Source organism: Rhodanobacter fulvus Jip2, from assembly GCF_000264315.1.
Classification (GTDB): domain Bacteria; phylum Pseudomonadota; class Gammaproteobacteria; order Xanthomonadales; family Rhodanobacteraceae; genus Rhodanobacter; species Rhodanobacter fulvus.
Window position 1 is genome coordinate 38,874 of sequence record NZ_AJXU01000001.1, and the last position, 20,557, is coordinate 59,430.

The following is a 20,557-nucleotide window of genomic DNA, read 5'->3' on the forward strand; positions in this document are numbered from 1 at the left end:
CGTCAGTCCGCTGCTGCGTGTTGCCGCCCGTTTGTGGAGGGCATCAGCCTTGCAGCGCCCACGGTGAGTTCCTTGCCTGGCTCGAGCGCGACGACGATGCGTTGATGCTGGTATCGAAGGTGAACCGAGGTGGCGGTGGTGCTCAGCAACCGCACCTCGGTAGGCACGCCTTTGCGCCAGGTGATACCGACCCGCAAGCCGCCGCGGGCGCGCAGGCCGTCGACCTCGCCGTCCTGCCATCGGCTCGGCAGGGCCGGAAGCACGGTGATCTCGCCGATACGACTTTGCATCAGCATCTCCGCGATCGCCGCCGTGCCGCCGAAGTTGCCGTCGATCTGGAACGGCGGACAGTCGTCGAACATGTTCGGCAGCGTGTTTTCGGCGATCAGGTCATGCAGCAGCCTGTAGGCGTGATCGCCGTCGCCGAGCCTTGCCCACAGCGCCGTTTTCCACGCCCTCGCCCAACCGGTGCCGCCATCACCGCGCAGCTCTAGCGACCGCCTCGCGGCCTTGGCCAGCGCCGGGGTCCTGTCCGGCGAAATCGCGTCGCCCGGATAGAGCGCGTAGAGGTGGGAAACGTGGCGATGATCCGGCTCGGTTTCCGGATAGTCCTCGATCCATTCCTGCAACTGGCCCTTGTGACCGATCTGCAGCGGGGGCAGGCGTGGCTGGGCCGCGTCGATGCGCGATACGAGTGCCGCATCGACGCCGAGATGGCGGGCGGCGGCGCGCACGTGATTGAAGAGATCGTTGATCAGTTCAATGTCCATCGTTGGCGCGTAGGTCAGGCCCACCGGTTTTCCGCCGAGCAGGTAGCGGTTTTCCGGTGATGTGGACGGGTTGGTCACCAGCTTCCCGGCGACCGGCGAACCTTTCGGCGCTTCCACCAGGAAATCCAGCACAAACTCCGCCGCACCCTTCATGGCGGGGTAAGCACGGTTGCGCAGGAAGGTTTCGTCGCCGCTGAAGGTGTAGTGGTCCCACATCTGGTTGGACAACCAGACACCGCCCATGGGCCACAGGCCCCACGGCCCGTCCACGGGCGTGGTGGCGCGCCACAGGTCGCTGTTGTGATGAAGCACCCAGCCGTGCGCACCGTAGTAGCGCTGCGCCGTCTTCGCGCCGGCCACCTGCAGGTCGTCGATCAGGTCCCACAGCGGCGTCTGGGTTTCCCAGAGAGCGCCCGTTTCCGCAGGCCAGTAGTTCATCTCCAGATTGATGTTGGTGGTCCATTTGCTGCCCCAGGCCGGCAGCAGGTCCTGGTTCCAGATGCCCTGGAGATTGGCGGGCTGGCCGCCCGCGCGCGATGACGAAATCAGGAGGTAACGCCCGTACTGGTAATACAGCGCCACCAGGGACGGATCGTCGTGGGTCTTGAAGTCGCGAATGCGCTTATCCGTCGCGACGTTCTCCCTGGAAGCGTCGTCGCCCAGGCGCAAATGCACGCGATCGAAGAGCGCGCGATAGTCAGCCAGGTGGGCGTTTTTCAGCGCCTCGTAGCTGCGCTGCACAGCCTTGTCCAGGGGCGCGCGAGCCGCCGCCTCGGCATTGCCACTAATGTCGCGATACGACTTGAAACTGGTAGCTCCGCTGAACACGAGGGTGACGGCGTCGGCGCCGCGCACTTCCAGATGGTCGCCGGCCTGGCGGATGCTGCCGCCTTTGGTCTTGATGACAAGCCGTCCTGCATAGGTCATCCCGGGCTTTGACCACGAGCCCGTCCACGACGATGCCGGGTTGGTGCGCGGCTCGATCTGCCCGGTCAGCGCGATGGTGTCCTTGCCTACCAGCGCGACCTTGGCGCCGGGTTGGGGCGAGGTCAGCGTGACGGTGAAATTCTGCGCGGCCGGTTGGTCGGCGCTGAGGTGCATCACCAGCACGCGGTCGGGGTAAGACATGAAGGTCTCGCGGCGAAAATGCACGCCATCGACCGCATAGGAAACGGTGCTGATCGCATCGTCCAGCCGCAGCTCCCTTTGGTAATCGCTCACCTTGCCCTTGTTCTCGACATGCAGGTGAAGATCGCCGAACGGCTGGAACGGCATCAGCAATTTCGGATCACCCATGAAGCCTGCGCTGAGCGCCTCGGCCTGCGCCACCTTGCCCGAGAAAATGAGCTTCTGTATCGGCTTCAGTCGGCTTGCGGCGCCCTGTGCGATGTAGTCGTTCGGCGCACCGCCCCACAGCGTGCCCAGGTTGAGCTGGACGCGTTCGTCGGGCACGCCACCGAACACCATGGCCCCCATCAGGCCATTGCCCAGTGGCAGCGCTTCATTCCACTGACTGGCCGGCTTGTCGTACACCAGGACAGCGTTGCCGGCGCGTGCCTGGGAGGCCATGAACAAGGCGGCGAATACCGTGAGCAGGGCCCACGTCATGCGGCGCGCCAGCCCTTCACTGCGGGTTGCATGGGAACGTTCGGGGGACGGGTGCAAGGCGTTGCCCTCTTCAAGAGAAGATTGAGTATCGGGCAATAGCCGATCGCGTGTTGTTTCTTGCGTCGCAGGCGATGTGCTGTTTGAGGAATTCGGGCGGAGGCAGGCCGTTCAGCGTTCCAGCCGATACGGCTCGAAGCCATCGTCGCCCGCGTCCGCACAAATGACACGCCCTCGTCGCTTCTCAAGAAGGCGTTTACGTGTGATTTGACCGCGGCATCCAGATCGCGACCATGGTCGCGATCACTTATCTGATGACCATTGCGGCTAAGGTCTGCAATCGTTCTTGCCCGCGAAGCCTCGTCCAATACCCAATCCTTGTTTTCACGCGTCGCCCAGGTTTGGAGCGTCGATCAATTGGGTAGCCGCCACGCCGCCGCTTTGGCCGAGATCGTTCTGCAAGGTGCCGATGGAATAGCCGCTGGCAGCTGCAGCTCGAGGCGGCCAGCTACGGCCCGGCAAACTCTCTTTCCGCAAACCGCAGAAAATACGGCCAGTTCGGGCTGGGTGTGTGGCCTTCCGTGTGTTGGCGGAAGGCGAGGTTGCCGTTGTCGATCAGGGTCGATGGCGGGGGCATGGTGTCGGTGCCGAGGCCTTTTGCGCCAAGCAGGGCGTAGACCGGGCTGGCGGCGACGGCGGCCACGAAGGTGCCGCGCGTGTCCTGCCAGGCATCGCCGGGAACCTTGCCGGGCTCCGACATGAAAATGCCGCCGCTGAGGAAGACCGGCCGCGGCGCGCACAGGGCGATGAGTTCGTGGCTGTCGACCGGCAGCTCGTCCGGCGTGTGGCCGACGGCGGCGTACTTCATCAGGTTCCCGGCGAACCAGTAGAACTCGCCGGGGCCGGTGAGGTTGGCCAGCGTTTCGCCAAAGTTGCGCCGGAAGAGGGCGCTGCCGCCCGCGCCCGCGGCGCTGATGTAGCCGATGGCGAAGCGCTGGTCGAACGCCATCGCCACCAGCGCCGCCTTGCCGAAACGCGAGTGGCCGAAGATGCCGATGCGGCGAGCGTCCACGTCCGGGTCGGTGACCAGGTAATCCAGCAGGCGGCTGTCGGCCCAGGCCCAGGCGCGCACCGCACCCCATTGATCCATGCGGCGTGGCTTGCCCCGGTTGGCCAAGCCAATGATGCCTCCGCCGATGCCGTCGCCGTTGGGCAGGCTGTCCGGCTGCGCGCTGGTGCTGTCGATCGCCACGTAGCCCCAGCCGCGACCCAGAAGCTGCTGCAGGTTGTTTTCGCCCAGCAGGCTGTAATAGCTCACGTTGTGCGCAAGCGATGCCGGCGGGTTGGCGGGAATCGGTTGCAGGCGGCTACCGTTCATCACCATGACGGGCACGGCACGCCCCTGCGCATCCGCCGGCGTCACCAGATTGGCGCGGATGTTCACCGTGATCGATGGGTAGGCACTGTTGTCGACGTGGCCGGTCAGTTCCTTGATGACCACGGCGATGCCGCCGATGGAGTGCTGCAGGGTGCGGGTGACTTTCCATGTCACCGTCGGCACGTTGTCGGGTACGAAACCGTATACCTGGCTTTGCAGCAGCTCGGCGATTTCCGGGCGCCGGTCACGCTGCCATTGCGACGCCGTGGTGACGTGCTCCCCTGCGCGCGTGGTGAGTGGGTCCGGCAATTTCGGATAAGGATTGGCGAGCGCCTCGTCGTAGTTGGCGTTGCACGGCTTGCCGATAGCGAAGGCGCCGACCGCGGGCTTCATCTGCTTGATGCCCAGTACCTTCAACTCGCGGTCGCGTTCGGCAATCGCTGCGGCGTTGGCCGGATTTTTCGCCGTACTGGACGGGCAGGCGGCCAGCGTGGTTCCAGGCGTCTGGGCAGGGCTTGCTGCAGTGAAAGCCCACATCGCGAAAGCCAGCGCGTTGCGAACGAGCATGGTGTGGGTCATGGCATTCCCTGAAAGTGACGTGGCGCCCCGCGGGATGAGTCTAGCGTGGCGGAAGCGTCGGTTCCTGATCAGGTGCGGTAGCGCGTGGATATTCGATTCCGGCGTGGGGAAATCCTGCGGCGAAAAATGGATGTGGGCCGGTTGCTTGCCGTAACCCGGGCGCGTGGGCTAGTTTCTGGCGCTTGCTCATAGCGCGGCCGAAGCGGCCTGCGCCCAGGGGATATCCAATGAAACGCACGCTTTCGATGGCCATCGGTCTGCTGGTGGCGCTGGCTGCAGCAGGCACCAGCGCGGCACCGGCAGGGCCGCAGCTGAAGCTCAACGACAAGGGTTACTTCGAGGCGCCGGGATTGAACGTCACGGTGTTTGCCGACATCTATCCCGACGGGCACCAGACTGGCGTGACGGTGATCCAGCACGGCACGCGCGTGGCGGCCAATGGCGACCTGCGGCTTGAGCCGTCGCCGGGGCAGTGGTCGCCGATGCCGGCGGGCGATGGCGAACCGGCGGTCGATGCGGCGACCCAGACCGTCACCCAGACGCTGCACTATCCCGACGAGACGAAGAACCGCAAGGGCTTCAACCCGATCGACTACCCCGACCTGCATTTCAGCTACCACGTCAGCGTGACGCCGATGGATGGCGACGCGTTCAAGGTCAGCGTCGACCTGGACAAGCCGCTGCCGGCGGCGTGGGAGGGCAAGGTCGGTTTCAATTTCGAGCTGTTCCCGACCGACCTGTTCGGCAAGAGCTGGTTGATGGATCAGGTATCGGGCATCTTTCCGCGCCAGGCGGATGGCCCCATCAGCGACGATCACGGCCAGCTGATTTCCGCCCCGATGGCCGAAGGCAAGACCCTGGTGGTGGCACCGGAAAGCAAGCTGCAACGCCTGAAGATCGAGAGCCGCACGGGTCGGCTCGCGTTGCTCGACGGACGCGGCAACCAGAACAACGGCTGGTACATCGTGCGCGAAATCACCCGCCCGGGTGCGACGAAGAATGCGGTGTCGTGGGTCATCACACCGAACGTCGACCCGGGCTGGCGCGCCGCGCCGGTGGTGCAGGTGTCGCAGGTCGGTTATCGGCCCGCGCAGGCCAAGACCGTGGTGATCGAGCAGGACAAGCGCGACGACAAGGCCGATGCGCTGATCCTCTACAAGATGACCGACAACGGCCCGCAGCAGGTCGCCCGCTTTACGCCCAAACCGTGGGGCCATTTCCTGCGCTACAACTACCTGACCGCCGATCTCACCGCGGTGACCGACCCCGGCATGTACCAGCTCTCCTACCGCGGGCAGAAGACGCACGTATTCCGCATCGCCGACGATGTCTACGACCGCGGCGTGTGGCAGCCCACGCTCGAGTATTTCCTGCCGGTGCAGATGTGCCACATGCTGGTGAAGGAGAACTACCGCACCTGGCACGGGCTCGATCACCAGGACGATGCGCGCATGGCGCAGGTCGGCGTGCATTTCGACGGCTATGCGCAGGGGCCGGATACGCTGACCCGCTACAAGCCCGGCGACCGCGTGCCGGGCCTGACCTCGGGCGGTTGGCACGATGCCGGCGATTACGACCTGCGTGTCGAAAGCCAGATGGGCACGGTGTGGTTGCTGGCGAAGATGGTGGAGGAGTTCGGCCTCGACTACGACGCCACCAGCATCGACGAGGCGAAGAAGGAGGTGCACATCCATCGGCCGGATGGCATCAATGACGCGGTCCAGCAGATGGAGCACGGCCTGCTCAGCGTGCTGGGCGGCTACAAGGCGCTGGGCCGCACCTACCGCGGCATCATCGAGCCGACGCTGGAGCAGTACGTGCTGCTGGGCGATGTCTCCACCCAGACGGACGGGCTCGATTACGACCCCGCGCTCAAGCCGGGCCAGAAGACCGCGACCGCCTCATCCATCGCCGACGACCGCTGGGTGTTCACCGAGGACAACCCCGATCGCGAACTCACCACGGCGGCGCAACTCGCTACCGCCGCACGCGTGCTGAAGGCGAACAACCCGGCGATGGCAAAACAGTCGCTCGATGCTGCGCTCGACCTCTACCGCCACGCCATCGATCGCGCCGACGACCTGGGTGCCAAGGTATTTGCGCTGGCGGAACTGGCGAAAACCACCAGCGACGCGGCATATGTGCAGCGCCTGATCGCGATGAAGCCGGACATCGTCGCGCACATCGACAAGACCGGCGCGATGCTGGCCGAAGCGATGCCGCTGATCCACGACCAGGCCTTCATCGACGAGGTCGGTGCGGCGGTGAAAACCTATCAGGCCAAGCTGACCGCGGATGCCACCAGGACACCGTACGGCGTGCCGTATGTGCCGTATATCTGGGGTGCCGGCTGGGACATCCAGAAGTTCGGCGTCAGCCAGTATTTCTTCCGCAAGGCGTGGCCGCAGTTCACGCCGGACACGCTGCAGATGGAGGCGCTCAATTTCGTGCTCGGCGTGCATCCGGGCGACAACCCCGAATCGTTCGCCTCGGGCGTGGGGGCGATCTCCGCGACGGTGGCCTACGGCGCCAATCGCGCCGACTGGAGCTACATCCCCGGTGGCGTGATTTCCGGCACGGCATTGATCCGGCCCGACCTGCCCGAGCTGAAGATCTGGCCCTATTTCTGGCAGCAGCGCGAATACGTGCTGGGCGGCGGTGCCACCAACTTCATGTTCCTGGCGTTGGCGGCGCAGCACGAGGGAAAGTAGGCACTATCGGGCAAGCAAGCCGGTGTCACGCGGCGCAGGACGCGGGCGTTCCACCGGCCTTGGCAACGACCGTGTTTGCCGCGCCTGATGACCGGTGATGCTGTCGGCGTGGTCGCGGTGATAGACGTAGGTGCGATGGGTCAGCCAGGCGGTCCGCGTGCCCATGATCCGCAGTTGCGTCATCAGTGCGGCATCTTCGGCGTAACTGATATCGGGAAAGCCGCCGGCACGCAGGATCGCCTCGCGCCGGACGGTGAGCATGCCCACGCCGATGCAGCGATCGACATGGATCATCTCGCCGGGATGCATGCAGCTCCGCACGAAGGGATTGCCGACGATGCGCATCGGCGACAGCCACAGCTCCGTATCCGGTTGCGCGGCAATGGCCTCGCGGCGCAGGGCGAGATGATCGGGCAGCAGTTCGTCATCGCTGTCCAGGAACACGATCCAGTTGCCGCGCGCATGGCGCAGCAGCGCATTGCGACTTGCCGCCGGCCCGCGGTTGGCGTGTCTCCAGCAGCGCACGCGGCTGTCGCGGCGCGTCCAATCGCACAGCGACGCCCATGTGCCGTCGGACGAGCCATCGTCGGCGATCAGCAGCTCCCACGATGACTCCTGCTGCGCCAGCACCGACGCCAGCGCACGGTCGAGCCATGCGACGCGGTTCCAGGTGGGCATGACGATGGAGAAAAACGGTGTCGACATCGAGCTTCACGGATGGTGCGGGAGAGGCTCGCAGGCGAGTCCGGCTGCCACGATCGTGCGCCCCGCGCGGAGGCGCAGGGCCACGCAGGGCCATGGCACGGAATCGGATGAGGCAGATGCGAAAAAGGTTCCCGGACCGTGAGGCCCGGCGAGCCGGCGCCTGAGGTGCGGCCCGCGTTGCCCACGCGCGTCAGTTAATCCGTGCTGCCCCAGATCTGTTGCAGGCGCTGGTCCCGGCCGCAGCCGTAGCGGTAGTACTTGTAGCGCAGCGGATTTTTCCGGTAGTAGGCCTGGTGGTATTCCTCGGCGGGGTAGAACGTCGCGGCCGGTTCGATGCGGGTAGCGATGGGGCGCTTGAAGCGTGGGTCGGCCTGTATCGCGCGCAGGCTTGCCTCGGCCTCGCTTTGTTGTTGCGGCCCGATCGGGAAAATCGCGCTGCGGTATTGGTCGCCGACGTCGCAGAACTGCCGGTTCACCGCTACCGGGTCGATGTTGTGCCAGAACACATCCAGCAGCTTCGGGTAGCTGACCTTGCGTGGGTCGTAGGTGATCCGCACCGCCTCGGCGTGACCGGTGCCGCCGGCGGACACCTGTCGGTAAGTCGGTCGGGACGTGTGGCCGCCGGTATAGCCGGCCTCCGTCGAAATGACGCCGGGAAGCTTGTCGAAGGGCGGCTGCATGCACCAGAAGCAGCCACCGGCAAACACCGCCACGGCCGTGCCGCCCGATGTCCGTGCCGGTGATGGGGCGCCGGCCGTTTCGGACGACGGACTGGTGGCGCCGGCGCCGGAGGGCGCACAGGCGGCCAGTAAGATCAGCATCGGCAGGCTAGCCAGCGCCCGCAGCCAGGAAGGATGCCGCGGCGCGGCCAAGGCATGCATGCTCATGTCAGCCTCGCAGCGCGGGCAGCGGTTGGCCTTCCGGCACGAAGCGCAACGCCAGCCCGTTGTTGCACCAGCGCGTGCCCAGCGGTGGCGGGCCGTCATTGAAGATATGGCCCTGGTGACCACCGCAACGCGCGCAGTGGTATTCCGTGCGCGGAATCAGCAGCACGAAATCACGCTTGGTCGCCATACGCCCGGGCAGCGCCTGGGTAAAGCTGGGCCAGCCGGTACCGCTTTCAAACTTGTGCTCGCTGGCGAACAACGGCGACCAGCACGCCGCGCAGAGGAAGGTGCCGGCGCGGTGCTCACTGTTGAGCGGGCTGCTGCCGGAACGCTCGGTGTCTTCCTCGAACAACACCTTGAACGCGGCCGGGCTGACCTTGTCGCGCCAGAACTCCGGTGGCACGTCCAGCGCTTTTACTGTTGCCGCGCCGGCACCGGCGGGTGGCGCGACGGTGCGTGCGCAGGCCGACAGCCAGGGCAGGGCTGCCGCGGCTCCGAGATATTTCAGGACACTGCGTCGTTTCATGGTTCACCTCCGAAAAACTACGATAGCGTGCCAAGGCACGATGGCAGCGAGCTTGCTGGTGGTTTCGCGCCAAGGGAATCCCGATAAAGTCCCTGCTCGTCATTCCAGCGAAAGCTGGAATCCAGTGCCTTTACGCGGTTATCCAGACACTGGGCCAGCTTGTCCGGCCTTTCGACCGTTGAAGAGCGCTTCGCTGGGACGACGGTTTGTTCGGATTTCTCTAACGCGCGTCGCCATCGTCGCTCATCAAGCTATTCGTTGCCCGCTGCGTCTTCGTTACATGCCATCGCGGACGCGTCTCCGGCATGGTGAGGAAGGCTGGCAGCACGATCAGCGCCACCGCCGCGATCATGGCGCCGGGCACCGCGTCCCAGCCGGTTTGCCGGACCAGGAGCTCGGCGAGGAACGGCGTCAGGCCACCGAAGATGGCTGTCGCCATGGTGACACCCAGGGCCAGGCCGCTGAGCCGGCCTTCGCCCGGAAACTGCTCGGCGGTGGCCGGCGCGCCCACGGCACTGACGCCACCGGCGAGGCAGGCCAGCGCGATCGCGCCGCCCGCTATCGCAAGGTCGCCACCGCCGCCCATCAGGCCGAACATCGCCAGCGGCAACAGCATGCTGGCGACGGCGAACGCGATCAGCACCGGCTTGCGGCCAACCCGGTCGGACAGCGCGCCGGCCAATGGCGTGACGAGGATGACCGCCACGGCGGCGACACTCGACATCCACAGCGAGCGGCCTTCGGCGAGGATGCCGGACGAGGTCAGGAACGCCGGCACATAGGTGATGCCCACGTAATAGGTGATCGAGCCCAGCGCCGAAATGGCGAAGGTGCGCAGCAGCGCGGGCTTGTGGTGGGCGAGCGTGTGGCGCAGCGGTGAATCCGGCACGGTGTGCTGCCGCAGCTGGCGCAGGAAGTCCGGTGACTCCTGCATGGTGGATCGCGCAAACCACACGCAACCGGCCAGCGCCGCACCCACGAAAAACGGGATGCGCCAGCCCCAGGCGTCGAGATGGGCGGCGCTCATCAGCGCCACCGTCAACGCGGACAGCGCCACCGCCAGCAGCGCACCCACCTCGCTGGCGGCGGACGCCAGCGAGGTGATCAGGCCACGGCGATCCGGCCGTGCGCCTTCCAGCAGATAGGCCACCACACCCGTGTATTCGCCGCCTACCGAGAACGCCATGAGGCAACGCAGCCCGATCAGCAGTACGCCCGCCGCCGGCCCGATCGCGGCGTAGTCGGGCAAAAGCGCCGTCGCCAGCATCGCCACCGTCATCAGCATCATCGACAGCAACAAGGTGCGCCGCCGTCCGAAGCGGTCGCCGATATGGCCGAACACCATCGCGCCGAACGGCCGCATGGCATAGGAAATGGCGAAGCCGGCCAGCGTCGCCAGCAGCGAGTTCTCACCACCCCCGAAAAACACCCGCGACAGCACCGTGGCGAAATACAGGTACAGCGTGAAGTCGTACCACTCCACCACCGTCGAGAATGCCGCCACGACCATGGAGCTGCGCGAGACCTGGGATGTGTTGTGCTTTTCGGGCCAGGTCATGCGGATGGGTGGGTCAAGTAGAAGTCCAATGGGCAGTCTATTGCGCATTGGACGGCGAGGCGCGCCCGCAAGCCCATCGCTTCAAGTCGCTTCGGGCATCTCCTGCTGTTCGAGCATCAGCGTCGTCTCCTCGATGCGCGCGAAACGTCCGTCCGGGTCCCGCGTCGCAAACACGTAGATCTCTTGCCGGATTCGCCCGCCATCGCGCTTGAGCAAGTCGATGACATGGCGTTCGGCGTAGCGGTCGGCATCACCAAGTTCATCGAGAACGGTGATCGTGGCGTGCTCGACTACGTCCCGGAAATCGCTGATGCGGGCGAGGAAGGTGGCCCGGTCGCCCCATGTTCCGTTCGTGCGCTGGCGGAAGTCGGGACCGAAATGCCGGTCGACCGCCTCGGCGGCCGTCAGCTGCCGGTTGTTGAGAAGGTCTTCGATGGCGTCCTTGAGGGTGGTCATGATGGGGCGCCCTCAACGGACCGTGAGCACGATCTTTCCCTGGACGTGCCCGTGGGCGGCTCTCTCGTGCGCCTTGCTCGCGTCCGCCAGGGCGAACGTGCTGTCGACCGCCACGCGCACCGTCCCGGCATCGAGCAGCTTGCCGAGTTCCGCCAGCTGGGCGCCACTTGAGCGGACTTGCGTCGCGGACACGGTGACACCCAACTTGCCGGCCTCATCCGCACCGGCGAAGCCCAGCGGAAAGATCGGGAACAACGCGCCACCACGCTTGAGCGTGCGCAGGAAGCGCGCCGCGCCCGGGCCACCCACCGCATCAACGACCAGATCGACGTCGCGAACCACGTCCTCGGGCACCGTCCTGGTGTAATCGATGAACTCGTCCGCGCCAAGGTCGCGCAAAAACGCCTCGTGCCTGCCGGACGCCACCGCGATCACCCGCGCGCCCTTCCATTTGGCCAGCTGCACGGCGAAATGACCCACGCCGCCGGCGGCACCGTTGACCAGCACGGTCTGGCCCGCCAGCGGCACCGGCGTGTGCGTGTGCGGCTGAAGCGGGTTGGACGCGTCGTGGCCCAGGTCGATCATGAACTGCCACGCAGTGAGCAAGGACATCGGCGCGCCGGCGGCTTGCACGTGGTCGATGCCGGCGGGTTTGAGCGCGACTTCCGCCGCCGGCACGGCGACATACTCGGCATAGGCCTTGCTGTCCCCGGCGAGGCCTTCGGGAAAGCGGACCATCGAATACACCTCGTCACCGATGGCGAAATGGGCGACGTCACCGGCAACCGCGGCGACCACGCCCGACACATCCGTCCCCGGAATAATGGGCAAGGACATCGGCGGCCGCCATTCCGGCGGCAAGCTGGCGTACCCCTCGCGCAGGTACCAGTCGGGCGGATTGACGCCCACTGCGTGCACGCGGATGAGCACCTCCCCGGCCTTCAGCGCGGGCAGTGGCGCGTCTTCGTAACGCAATACGTCGGGGCCGCCGAATGCGTGCAGCCGGATGGCTTTCATTGTGTTTGTCGACATCAACCTTGTCCTTCTATAATTAACGGAGCGGTGTTCCGATTATGTGGAGCGATGCTCCGTTTATCAAGAGGCCACCATGCGAGCCGATGCCAGGAAGAACTACGAGGACTTGCTCACCGTTGCGCGCACCGTTGTCGTCGAGCAGGGCGCCGGCGCATCGCTGCGCGACGTGGCGCGCCGGGCGGGCGTCGGGCTCGGCACGCTTTACCGCCACTTCCCCACGCGCGAGGCCCTGCTTGAGGCCTTGCTGCGCGAAAGCTTCGATGGGCTGACGACGAAGGCGGTCGAACGCGAAACGTCAGCTTCGCCGGGCGACGCACTGGTGACGTGGCTGCGGGACGTGGTCACGATGGCCAACGATTACCGCGACGTGGTGGCCTCGATGGTGGCCGCCATCGATGACGAGGACTCCGCGCTGCACGCTTCGTGCGTCAGCATGAAAGCGGCCGGCGCGAAGCTGCTCGCCCATGCGCAGGCAGAGGGCGTGGCGCGAACCGACATCGATGGCGCCGACCTGTTTGCGCTGGTGGCGGCGCTGGCGTGGCTCGGCGACCAGCCCGCACTGGCGTCGCGCGCCGATCATCTGTTCGGGGTCATCGCCGGATCGTTGCTGGTGAAGGGAGCCGGCGGCGATGCCAGGGCCAAGGGCGCGCGTCGCACCAAGGGTTAGCCGCTGAGAGGCTTTCGCTTCCCCTGCGTAGCGGGGGAAGCTGCCCGAAGGGCTGAAGGGGGCGCTTTTCGGTCGGCGAGGAAAGTCGGCAGCAGCGCGGCTTTGCCGCGCACCCCCTTCCGCCTTCGGCATCTTCCCCCGCAGGCGGGGGAAGGAACAGCATCACGGCGCCGCGTTGCGCGGCCTTCCGCTCTTACATCCGCGCGGCGATCAGCTTTCCAAGAACCGCGATGCCATGGCGTATGCGTTCCGGCGGCACGGTGACGAACGACAGCCGCAGTGTGTTGGTTTCCGGCGCGTTCGCGTAGAACGGTGCCCCGGGCACGAACGCCACGTTCTCCTTGATGGCGGCGTCCAGCAGTTCCATCGCGTCGATGTGCGGCGGCAGCGTGGCCCAGATGAACATGCCGCCTTCGGGCCGGGTCCAGGTGGCGCTGGCGGGAAAGTGTTCGGCCATCGCGTCCAGCATCACCTGGCACTGGTTGCCGTACAGCTCGCGGATGGTGGGGATGTGGTGATCGAGAAAACCGTCCTTGATCACCTCGTGCACGACCATCTGGGTGAGCTGCGCCGTGTGCAGGTCGGCCGCCTGCTTCGCTCGTTCCAGGCAGCGTGCCAGCGGCAACGGAGCCACGACGTAACCCAGCCGGATGCCGGGTGTCAGCACCTTCGAGAACGAGCCCATGTAGATCACGCCGGCCGGGTTCATCGCCACCATCTTCGGCAGCGGGTCACCTTTGTATGAGAGGGCGCCGTACGGATCATCCTCGATCAGCGGCAGGCCGAGGCCGGCGCAGGTTTCCACCAGCTCGACGCGACGCGCGGTGGACAGCGTGCGGCCGGTCGGGTTCTGGAAGTTGGGCAGCGCGTACAGCAGCCGCGCGCCCTCGGCGACGGCGGCGATCGACGAGGGCACCAGGCCGTGATCGTCCGTCAGCACGGATTTGAATTCGGGGCGGTATACGGAGAACGCCTGCAGCGCTCCCAGGTAGCTTGGCGTTTCGACCAGCACGCGGCTGCCCTCGTCGATCAGCACCTTGCCCAGCAGGTCCAGTGCCTGCTGCGAGCCGGACACCATCAACACTTGTTCTGGCACGATCGTGGCGCCGTCCTTGGAGAGCATCTCGGCGATCCACTGGCGTAGTGGCGGATAGCCGTCCGTCGGGCCGTACTGCAACGCGGTCTTGCCGGCCGTGGACAACACCTTGTCGAACGCCGCCTTCATCGCGTCTACCGGAAAGGTGGCCGGCGAGGGCAGGCCGCCGGCGAACGAGATGATCTGCGGCTGCTGGGTGATCTTCAGGATTTCGCGAATGAACGAGCTTTGCAGTTGCCCGGCACGCTCGGAAAAACGCCACGCGATGGGGCTGGGACTTTCGATGTTCATTCAGTGCTCTTCGGCGATGGGGTGGCGTCGGGCGATTATCCAACAAGCGCGAACGGCGCGCGTTCATTGCCTCCTGCCTTGCGGACGCGTGGCGCAACTGGCTGCCCGGAAACGGATGGCTCGCCGTGCTGGCGCAACGGCTCGCGCCTTCCCGCCGATCGCCGCGCGCGTCCCCACATTGGCCACAATCGCCGGTTACTATCCCCAGCAGTGGTCACGCCCGTCCTGCCGGACGGCGCCTTCTGGATGATGGGGAAACACCATGGATTTGCTGAAATGGCTGCTGATGCTGCCCTGGCGTGTAGTGCGCTGGCTCACCCGCCTGCTTGGCGCCGGCCTGCGGCCGCTGCTGGGTGATGTCAGCTGGGGTGCGCCGGGCTGGATGCATGTGGTGCGACGGCATCCGCGCCGTTCCGGCGGCGTTGTTCTGGCCCTCGTCGGGCTGGCGCTGGCCGGCTGGTTTGGCTGGCAGTGGTATCAGCATCGGCCGCGTCCGCAGCAGATGACGTTCGAGGTGACGGCGCCGGCCATCACCGATTACACCCAGGACACGCCGGTCATCCAGCCGCTGGTGGTGGCGTTCTCCGGTTCGGCCGCACCGATCGAGCTGGTCGACAAGGTCGTCACCGACGGCATCACCAGCAGTCCCGCGGTGAAGGGCCAATGGAAGTGGACGGACGACCGCACGCTCACGTTCACACCCGCGGCCGACTGGCCGGTGGGGCAGAAATACACGGTGCGGCTGGACGCGCGCAAGCTGCTGGCGCCGCAGGTGCACCTGGCCGAGGACCGCTTCGACTTCAGCACCGAGGCGTTCACCGCCACGCTGGGTGAGGGCGAGTTCTACCAGGATCCGCAGAACGCCAGCGCCAAGCAGGTGATCCAGAAGCTGGACTTCAACTATCCGGTGGATCCGGCGCAGCTGGAAAAGCGCATCAGTCTGTCGAACGCCGACGCGGACGGCAAGGCCACCACGCCGGTCAAGTTCAGCGTCACCTACGGCAAGGACAAACTGCATGCGTGGATCCACTCGCAGCAGCTGGCTCTGCCGCATGATCCGGGCCTGCTGCTGGTCAATGTGGATGACGGCGTCACCAGTTCGCGCGGCGGCGACGGCGCGCGCGATGCGCTGCACGCGCGGGTGCGCATCCCCGGCCTTTACAGCCTCACCGTCGATGACGTCAGGCCCACCCTGGTCGACGATGACAAGAACGAACCGCAGCAGGTGCTGGTGCTGAATTTCACCGGCGCGGTGCGCACGGACGAGGTCGTTCCGCTGGTCCACGCGTGGGTGTTGCCGAACAGCAAGCCGGGTCGCCCCGACAACGGTGAGGGCCGCCCGTATCCGTGGGATGTGTCGCAAGTCGGCGCCGATGTGCTGCGGCAATCGCAGGTGTTGCCGCTTGCCGCCACGCCGACGGAAGAGAACTACCAGGCGCTGCAGAGCTTTGGCTTTCACGCGCAACCGGGCCAGCGCCTCTACGTGCGGATCGACAAGGGGCTGAAGTCCTTCGGCGGTTATGTGCAGGGCCAGCCGGTGGCGCGGGTAATCACCGTACCGAAATATCCGCAGTTGCTGCGCTTCGTCGGCTCCGGCTCGCTGCTGTCGATGAGCGGCAGCAAGCGCCTCTCCGTGGTATCGCGCAACCTGCCGGGCATGCGCCTGGTGGTGGGCCGCGTGCTGCCTGACCAGTTGCAGCATCTGGTCAGCCTCAATCAGGGCGACTACAGCCATCCGGAACTGATGTATGGCTTCAGCGAGGACCAGATCGTCGAGCGCTACGTGGTGAAGCAGGCCTTGTCGGATGACGACCCGGCGAAGGCCAGCTACACCGGCGTCGATCTGGGCAAGTACCTGGCCGATGGCAAGCGCGGCGTCTTCCTGCTACATCTGGGTGGTTACGATCCGGCGGTCGAGAAGCGTGCCGAGCGCGATGCGGCCCGCCGCTGCACGGCGGCAAAACAACTGCTGGCGCCAGCAGCCGGCACGTCGACGACCGCGCCGGCGTCAGCGGGCGTTCCGGCCTGCGACAGCGTCGATGAAAGCGCTGGCAGCATGGGTGACGCGCCCACCGACAGCCGCCTGATCGTGGTCACCGATCTGGGCATGCTGGTGAAAAAAGCCGATGACGGCAGCCAGGATGTATTCGTGCAATCCATCCACGGCGGCCAGCCGGTGGCGGGTGCCACGGTGGCGGTGGTGGCGGTGAACGGCAAGACCTTGCTGTCGCGCACGACCGGCGCGGACGGCATGGCGAGTTTCCCCAGCCTGTCGGGCTTCGATCACGACCGGCGGCCGGTGATGTATCTGGTGACTCAGGGAACGGACATGTCGTTCCTGCCGATCGGCGCCAGCGGCCGCGAGCTGGACTACTCACGCTTCGACGTGGGCGGCGCGGACAACGCGCCGAACCCGGGTCGGCTGTCCGCGCATCTGTTCTCCGACCGCGGCCTGTATCGCCCCGGCGAGATGATGCACATCGGCCTGATCGTGCGGGCCGCCAGCTGGACGCGCAGCGTCGCCGGCATTCCGCTGCAGGCGGAGATCGTCGATCCGCGCGGTAATACGGTGAAGCAGTTTCCGCTGACCCTGGACCACTCCGGTTTCGGCGAGCTGAGCTACACCACGGCGGACACCGCGGCCACCGGCGCATGGACGGTGAACCTCTACATCATGCGCAACGGCCGCGCCGATACGCAGATCGGCAGCACCACGGTGCAGGTGAAGGAGTTCCTGCCCGATCGCATGAAGGTGCGCGCCAGCCTGTCGCAATCCGTCGCCGAAGGCTGGGTGAAGCCGGCGCAGTTGCAGGGCGTGGTGGAGGCGCAGAACCTGTTCGGCACGCCTGCGGCCAACCGGCGCGTGGCGGTGTCGATGAGCCTGCAGCCAGCGTTCCCCGCGTTCAAGAGCTGGGCCGGCTGGAACTTCTACGACATCCGCCGCGCCAAGCAGGGCTACCAGCAGGAGTTGCAGGATCAGCAGACGGACGCGCAGGGCCACGCCGCGTTCGCGCTGGATCTTTCGCGCTATGAGGACGCGACCTACCAGCTGCATCTGCTGGCCAAGGTCTACGAGGCGGACGGTGGCCGCGCCGTGGCCGCGGCGACCGAATCGATGGTCTCCAACGACGACTGGCTGGTCGGCTACAAGAGCACGGACAACCTCGATTACATCGACCGCGACGCGGTGCGCCGCGTGCGTCTGGTGGCGATCGACCCGCAGGCCAAATCGATCGCGCTGCCGGGGCTGACCGCGCAGCTGGTCGAGCGCAAGTACGTGTCGGTGCTGACCAAGCAGTATTCGGGCGTCTACAAGTACGAGTCGCGGCTCAAGGAAATCCCGCTGGAGAAACATCCGCTGACGATTGCCGCCGGCGGCATGGATTACACGCTGCCCACCGACAAGCCCGGCAACTACGCCTTGCTGATCCTGCGCGCCAGCGACGGCAAGGAGGTCAACCGGGTCGAGTATTCGGTGGCTGGCGCGGCCAACCTGTCGCGTTCGCTGGAGCGCAATGCCGAGCTGCAACTGACCCTGGACAAACGCGTCTACCAGCCGGGCGACACCATCGAGGTGGCCATCCACGCGCCCTACGTGGGCAGCGGCCTGATCACGCTGGAGCGCGACAAGGTCTACGCGCATGCCTGGTTCCGCACCGACACCACCAGCTCGGTGCAGCGCATCACCATTCCCGCGGGTTTCGAGGGCAATGGGTACGTCAACGTGCAATTCGTGCGCGATCCGTCGTCCGACGCCGTCTTCATGAGCCCGCTCAGTTATGGCGTGGCGCCGTTCCGTCTGAGCCGTGAGGCGCATCAGGACAAGCTGGACGTGGCGGTGCCGGCGCTGATCAAGCCGGGTACTACCGCGACCTTCAAATTGCATGCGGCCGAACCGGCCAAGGTGGTGCTGTTTGCGGTGAACGAGGGCATCCTGCAGGTGGCGCGTTACGAGCTGGCCGACCCGCTGGAATACTTCTTCCGCAAGCGGATGCTGGGCGTGTCGACCGCGCAGATCCTCGACCTGATCCTGCCCGACTTCGAGAAGCTGATGTCGCTGTCGGCGGCGACCGGTGGTGACGCCGATGCGGCGATCGGGCGGCAGCTGAATCCGTTCAGCCGCAAGAAGAAGGCGCCGGTGGCGTACTGGTCCGGCATCGTCGACGTCGATGGCGACAGGGAGTTCCACTACGACGTGCCGGACGATTTCAACGGTACGTTGCGGGTGATGGCGGTGGCGGTGTCACCCGACCGCATCGGCACCTGGCAGGGCACGACCACCGTGCGCGGCGATTTCGTGTTGTCGCCGAACGTGCCGACCACGCTGGCGCCGGGCGACGAGGCCGAGGTCAGCGTGGGCGTGGCCAACAACCTCACCGACATCGGCAAGCAGGCGGTGCCGGTGGCGGTGACGTTGAAGACAGGCGCCGGGCTGACCGTGGTCGGTGCGGCCACGCAGAGCATCGACCTGGCCTCGATGCGCGAAGGCGTGCTGCTGTTCCGGGTCAAGGCCACCGACACCCTGGGCTCGGCGGATCTCGCTTTCAGCGCCAGTCACGGTGCGCACTCGGCTCGCCAGACGGTCGACCTGTCGGTGCGGCCGAACGTGCCGTACCGCACCTCGATCTCCACCACACGGGTGAAGCCGGGCAGCCAGGTGGACGATGCCGCGCTGCGTTCGCTGTACGCGCCGTATGCGCGGCGCGATGCGGTGCTGTCGTCCTCGCCGGTGGTGCTGGCGCGCGGACTCACCAGCTATTTGATCAACTACCCCAACTACTGCACCGAGCAGATCATCAGCTCGGCAATGCCGCGCCTGATCGTGGCCAACTGGGACGCGGCGCCCGGGTTCGTGCAGGCGCTGCAACCGGCGTTCGAGGACAAGCCGATCAGCAATGCCAAGGCATTGGCGGATTTCATCAGCACGCTGGAAACGCGCCAGAACGATGCCGGTGGTTTCGGCCTGTGGTCGGCCACGCCGACCTCGCTGCCGTTCGTTTCCGCCTACGCGATGAACTTCCTGCTGGAGGCACGCGAGCGTGGCGTGGCGGTACCGCAGAACGTGCTCGACAACGGCAACGCCTACCTGCGTGACCTGGCGGCGGACGACAGCCTCACTTCGCTGGCGCAACTGCGCGACCGTGCGTACGCGATCTACCTGCTGACCGTGCAGGGCAACGTCACCACCAACCAGATCGCCACCGTGCAGCAGCGGCTGGAGGCGTTGTATGCGAAGCAGTGGCGGAGTGATCTGGCTGCCGCCTGGCTGGCCGCGTCGTACAAGCTGCTGCAGCAGGATGATGAAGCCGACAAGCTGATCGCCGGGCCGCTCAAGGTGCTCGAACGCGGCAAGCCGGACAGCGACAGCTTCGACTTCGCCGACTACTACGGTCCCGCGGTGCGCGATGCCAGCGTGCTGTACATCGTGTCGCGACAGTTCCCGGCGCAGGCTAGGGCGTTGCCGCCGCAGGTGTTCGAGAACATCGCCTGGCCGCTGCGGCAGAACGACTACAACACGCTGTCGTCGGCGATGACGATCCTGGCGCTGGACAGTTACGCCGGCATGGAGCCGGGCAACCTCGCCAAACTGTCCATCGAGGCGGTGGCCGCGGGCGGCGCGGCGACGTCCATCGGCAAGCCGCAGGGCCACCTGTTGCAGGCGCAGGCGTGGGATGCGGCGACGGCCAAGCTGCGGTTCGTCAATCACAGCGGCCAAAGTGCGTGGGGCGTACTGACCCAGAGCGGCTATGACCGCCAGGCGCCGGCCAAGGCGATCAAGCAGGGCCTGGAAATCGTGCGCGACTACACCGACGACAAGGGGCGGCCGCTGGACAAGATCACGGTGGGACAGGAGATCGATGTCCACGTGAAGGTTCGCGCCATCGGCGATGAGGCGCTGGACAACATCGCCGTGGTGGATCTGCTGCCCGGCGGCTTCGATCCCGTGCTGCGCACGCCGCCGCCGGCCACCACCGACACCTCGGAAGACGGCGAGTATGCCGACGACGACAGCGCGCAGGCGCAATGGACGTCGCCGCTGGGCCTGGACAGCTCCAGCTGGCACGCCGACCACGCCGACGTGCGCGAGGATCGGGTGGTGATCTACGGCTCGGTATCGTCCGACGTGCGCGAATTCGTGTACCGCATCCGCGCCACCAATGCGGGCACTTTCCGCATTCCGCCGGCCTATGCCTCGGCCATGTACCGCCCCAGCGTGCAGGCCGAAGCGCCCGCCGCCGGCGTGCTGACCGTGGTGCGACCGAAGTGAGCTGAAGGCGCGTGCGCACGGAGTG

General features: G+C 66.2%; 12 protein-coding genes. 3 read left to right on the forward strand and 9 right to left on the reverse strand.

What is annotated here, in order from left to right; genetic code table 11:
* Window positions 1–2 precede the first annotated feature (2 nt).
* Both UU9_RS00205 and UU9_RS00210 read right to left on the reverse strand, forming a co-directional pair.
* Window positions 3–2,378, reverse strand: coding sequence for a glycoside hydrolase family 95 protein (locus UU9_RS00205; RefSeq protein WP_007079683.1), 2,376 nt, complete (start codon window positions 2,376–2,378; stop codon window positions 3–5).
* Window positions 2,379–2,883: 505 nt separating this feature from the next.
* Window positions 2,884–4,332 carry an alpha/beta hydrolase family protein gene (locus UU9_RS00210; protein WP_007079684.1) on the reverse strand — a complete coding sequence of 483 codons (1,449 nt, stop codon included), beginning with the start codon at window positions 4,330–4,332 and terminating at the stop codon, window positions 2,884–2,886.
* Window positions 4,333–4,559: 227 nt separating this feature from the next.
* Between UU9_RS00210 and UU9_RS00215 the strand changes: the two genes are divergently transcribed.
* Window positions 4,560–7,043: a glycoside hydrolase family 9 protein gene (locus tag UU9_RS00215; protein ID WP_007079685.1), complete on the forward strand. Its 2,484-nt coding sequence runs from the start codon at window positions 4,560–4,562 to the stop codon at window positions 7,041–7,043.
* Window positions 7,044–7,046: 3 nt separating this feature from the next.
* Here the strand turns inward: UU9_RS00215 and UU9_RS00220 are convergent, their stop codons facing one another.
* From UU9_RS00220 to UU9_RS00245, 6 genes are all read right to left on the reverse strand, one after another.
* Window positions 7,047–7,748: a glycosyltransferase family 2 protein gene (locus UU9_RS00220; protein ID WP_007079686.1), complete on the reverse strand. Its 702-nt coding sequence runs from the start codon at window positions 7,746–7,748 to the stop codon at window positions 7,047–7,049.
* Window positions 7,749–7,942: 194 nt separating this feature from the next.
* Entirely contained in the window at window positions 7,943–8,635 is a 693-nt protein-coding gene (msrA, locus tag UU9_RS00225; RefSeq protein ID WP_007079687.1) for a peptide-methionine (S)-S-oxide reductase MsrA, read from the reverse strand.
* A gap of 1 nt (window position 8,636) precedes the next feature.
* Complete coding sequence (msrB, locus tag UU9_RS00230; RefSeq protein ID WP_007079688.1) at window positions 8,637–9,161, reverse strand: peptide-methionine (R)-S-oxide reductase MsrB; 525 nt, start codon at window positions 9,159–9,161, stop codon at window positions 8,637–8,639.
* 220 nt (window positions 9,162–9,381) lie between these two features.
* The gene (locus UU9_RS00235; protein WP_007079689.1) at window positions 9,382–10,719 is read right to left on the reverse strand and encodes an MFS transporter; all 1,338 of its coding nucleotides are present in this window, start codon (window positions 10,717–10,719) and stop codon (window positions 9,382–9,384) included.
* An 81-nt stretch (window positions 10,720–10,800) separates the two neighbouring features.
* Complete coding sequence (locus tag UU9_RS00240) at window positions 10,801–11,175, reverse strand: hypothetical protein (protein WP_007079690.1); 375 nt, start codon at window positions 11,173–11,175, stop codon at window positions 10,801–10,803.
* Between the two features lie 12 nt (window positions 11,176–11,187).
* Window positions 11,188–12,207, reverse strand: a complete 1,020-nt coding sequence (locus tag UU9_RS00245) for an NADP-dependent oxidoreductase (RefSeq protein WP_007079691.1) — start codon at window positions 12,205–12,207, stop codon at window positions 11,188–11,190.
* A gap of 76 nt (window positions 12,208–12,283) precedes the next feature.
* On the opposite strand from UU9_RS00245, the gene UU9_RS00250 reads away from it, so the two are divergent.
* Window positions 12,284–12,877 (forward strand): TetR/AcrR family transcriptional regulator, encoded by a 594-nt coding sequence (locus tag UU9_RS00250; RefSeq protein ID WP_007079692.1) that lies wholly within the window; start codon window positions 12,284–12,286, stop codon window positions 12,875–12,877.
* 193 nt (window positions 12,878–13,070) lie between these two features.
* Here UU9_RS00250 and UU9_RS00255 read toward each other — a convergent pair whose 3' ends face one another.
* Complete coding sequence (locus tag UU9_RS00255) at window positions 13,071–14,264, reverse strand: aminotransferase-like domain-containing protein (RefSeq protein WP_007079693.1); 1,194 nt, start codon at window positions 14,262–14,264, stop codon at window positions 13,071–13,073.
* A gap of 262 nt (window positions 14,265–14,526) precedes the next feature.
* On the opposite strand from UU9_RS00255, the gene UU9_RS00260 reads away from it, so the two are divergent.
* Complete coding sequence (locus tag UU9_RS00260; protein WP_007079694.1) at window positions 14,527–20,532, forward strand: MG2 domain-containing protein; 6,006 nt, start codon at window positions 14,527–14,529, stop codon at window positions 20,530–20,532.
* The last annotated feature ends 25 nt before the right edge of the window (window positions 20,533–20,557 follow it).